This window comes from Polaromonas sp. P3_C2 (genome assembly GCF_056402675.1).
Genome location: NZ_JBFUGX010000512.1, coordinates 1 through 3,008, shown reverse-complemented (window position 1 = coordinate 3,008; position 3,008 = coordinate 1). Strand labels below are relative to the sequence as shown.

At 62.2% G+C, this 3,008-nt stretch carries 3 protein-coding genes; all 3 read right to left on the bottom strand.

What is annotated here, in order from left to right; all coding sequences use genetic code 11:
• Positions 1–52: 52 nt before the first annotated feature.
• Positions 53–820 carry an ABC transporter permease gene (locus AC1DWI_RS18085; protein ID WP_477668909.1) on the bottom strand — a complete coding sequence of 256 codons (768 nt, stop codon included), beginning with the start codon at positions 818–820 and terminating at the stop codon, positions 53–55.
• 2 nt (positions 821–822) lie between these two features.
• On the bottom strand, positions 823–1,644 hold the full coding sequence (locus AC1DWI_RS18080; protein WP_477668160.1) for an ABC transporter ATP-binding protein: 822 nt from the start codon (positions 1,642–1,644) through the stop codon (positions 823–825).
• Between the two features lie 111 nt (positions 1,645–1,755).
• Positions 1,756–2,757, bottom strand: a complete 1,002-nt coding sequence (locus AC1DWI_RS18075; protein ID WP_477668908.1) for an ABC transporter substrate-binding protein — start codon at positions 2,755–2,757, stop codon at positions 1,756–1,758.
• Between the last annotated feature and the right edge of the window lie 251 nt (positions 2,758–3,008).

Here is a 3,008-nt window from a genome sequence, read left to right as displayed (position 1 = left end):
CAGCAAGCCTCAGCAAAAAGCGCCACGCCGGAGCAAGACCCGGCTGAATACCTCAGTCCCCCTGCGACCCCCGATGCGCCCACCCGGTAGTGTGCTTCTCAACATAGCTAAACAATTCATACATCGCCATAGCCATCGCCCCAATCACCACCAGCCCGGCAAAAGCCAACGCCAGCCGTTGTTGCGACCCGGCACTTTGCATGAGGTAGCCAATGCCTGAATCACCCGCCGTCATTTCAGCCAGCACGGTGCCGACAAAAGCCAGCGTGATCGCGACCTTGAGCGAGGCGAAGAAGTAGGGCATGGAACGCGGCAGGCCGACCTTGACCAGCACGTCCCAGCGTTTGGCGCCCAGCACGCGCAGCACGTCTTCGAGCTCGGGTTCCAGCGTGGCCAGGCCCGTGGCCATGTTCACGGTGATGGGGAAAAACGAAATCAGAAAAGCCGTGAGGATGCCGGGGCCCACGCCGATGCCGAACCAGACGATGAGGATGGGAACAATCGCGGCCTTGGGCACTGCGTTGAATGCCACCAACAGCGGATAGACCGCGGCATAGGCCAGCCGTGACGAGCCCACCAGAAAGCCCAGCAATACGCCGACCACGATGGACAGACCGAAACCCACCATCGTGACCCAGAAGGTTTTCCAGGCGGCCTCGGCGATCGGGCCGGCAAATTCAGCCATGGCCTGGGCAATGGCCAGCGGCGCGGGAAAGATGAACTCCGCTATTGAAAACCCGGCGCACACCGCCTGCCACAGTGCCACCACGGCTGCCAGTAACGCCCATGGCGCCCAGCGTTCGAGCTGTTTGTTGTTCATGTTCATACGGCGGCTCCGCCGCGCACCGCGCCGATGTGGCCGCGCAGCTCATGCACGATGTCGCTGAACTCGCGGGTGTAGGTCACTTCCAGGTCGCGCGGACGCGGCAGTTCAATCTCGCGCCGCACGACAAAGCGGCCGGGGCTTTTGCTCATCACATAGACGGTGTCGGCCAAAAAGACCGACTCGCGCAAATCATGCGTGACCAGGATCACGTTGAAGCGCTGCTCGGTCCAGAGGTCGCGCAGGATGCACCAGAGCTCTTCGCGCGTGAAGGCGTCGAGCGCGCCGAAGGGCTCGTCGAGCAGCAGCATTTTTGGCTCATGAATCAGCGCGCGGCAAATGCTGGCACGCTGTTGCATGCCGCCTGACAGCTGCCACGGAAATTTGTCCTCATAACCCGCCAGGCCAACCTTCTGCAGCAGCTTGCGCGCCCGCTCTTCGAACTCCTTGCGCCTGGCCTTGAACTGGCTGCGGTAAGGCTCGACGATTTCGAGCGGCAGCAGCACATTGCCGACGGTGGTGCGCCAGGGCAGCAGCGATGGCGCCTGGAAGGCCATACCGGAAATTTTCAGCGGACCGGTCACGGGCCGTCCGTCAATCAGGATGCTCCCGGCCGACGGCATCTTCAGGCCGGTGGCCAGCTTCATGAAAGTGGACTTGCCGCAACCCGACGGCCCGACGATGGCGATGAACTCGCCCTGCCGCACCTGCAGGTCTATGGCCTCAACGGAGAATTGCTTGCGCGCAAGCAATTCGTCGTTGTAGGCAAGCCAGACGTCGCGGAAGTCAACAAAAGGGCTGTCAGCGGTGGCGAGGGGCATGTTTTAGGTATGAAAACGGCTGTTGGCCCAATAGGGACGTGCGCAAGCAGCTATGAAAAGTGTAGCAATCCGGGCGGGCATGGTGCCAGGCACGGGGCCTGAAGCCAGGACTTATTTCTTCGGCAGCACATTCAGCTCGGCTGCCGTGGGCAGGAAGGAGCCGTTCCACACCGCGTCGGGGTTGACACGGGTCTTGGTGCCGAAAGCGTCCGACACCTGGGAGGCCATCAGCGAGAGGCGCGGCGCCTTGACCTGGCCGAAGCCCTCGGCGCGTGCGTCGGGGCTGTTGACGACGGTGTCGATGGCCAGGCGCAGGCGGCGCACTTCCAGCGGCACATTGATGATGCCGTCGCGCGCTTTCACGAATTCGATGGCGGCGGCCGGGTCGGCCACCACGTCTTTCACGCCCTTGGTAAAGGCCTGCAAAAACGCCTTGATGGCGGCCGGGTTTTCCTTGATGAGCTTGGGTGAGACGATCACCACGTTGCCGTAGTGCTTTACGCCGAAGTCGGCATAGGGCAGCACCACCACGTCTTCTGCCTTCACGCCGCGCGCTTCCAGGTTGAGCAACGAGGTGAAGGTAAAGCCGGTGATGGCGTCCACGTCGCCGCGGGCCAGCATGGTTTCGCGCAGCGGCGGGTCCATGGCTGTCCACTGGAAGCCGGTGATGTTGTTGGCCTTGGCAAAAATCGGGAAGGCGCGGCGGCCGGCGTCAAACACCGGCGCGCCCATTTTTTTGCCGTTCAGGTCGGCGGGCGTCTTGATGCCTGATTTTTTGAGTGCCATGACCGAGGCCGGCGTGTTGTTGTAGACCATCATCACGCCTACCGGCTTGTTGGGTGCGTCCGGGTTGTTGGCGTGAAACTCCATCACGGAGGCCATGTCGGCAAAACCCATGTCGTAGGTGCCCGAGGCGACACGGGTCACCGCCCCGCCCGAGCCATTGCCGGCGTCCACCGTCACGTCGAGCTTGTTGGCCTTGAAGTAACCCTTGGCCACCGGCGTGAGGAAGAGGGCGGACGGGCCTTCGAAGCGCCAGTCGAGCTGGAACTTGATCGGCGTGTTTTGCGCATGGGCGTTCAGGGCCGCCAGGGCGATCACCGCCCCGGTCATCCTGGCGACAAGGCTGGGAAGGGCAGATGCGGCAGGTGCACGATTTTTCATGGCGGGATTTTCTTGAAGGGGTTGCAAAAAGGGGAGACCGGCAGGCCAGCAATCAGCATAAGAACGCGGTGGCCGTGAAATCGAAGCGAACCTCAAAACGATACAGCAAAAACAGTGCCTGCCACGCTGTGAAGTAGAACTTTGGCATTGCCCCGGCAGTTCAGGCGGCTGGTGGGTCTTGCCGCCGGACGATGCGGATT

Coding starts and splice junctions, on each gene's coding strand:
- AC1DWI_RS18085 (WP_477668909.1), bottom strand. CDS start 820: ATGAACAACAAACAGCTCGAACGCTGGGCGCCATGGGCGTTACTGGCA.
- AC1DWI_RS18080 (WP_477668160.1), bottom strand. CDS start 1,644: ATGCCCCTCGCCACCGCTGACAGCCCTTTTGTTGACTTCCGCGACGTC.
- AC1DWI_RS18075 (WP_477668908.1), bottom strand. CDS start 2,757: ATGACCGGGGCGGTGATCGCCCTGGCGGCCCTGAACGCCCATGCGCAA.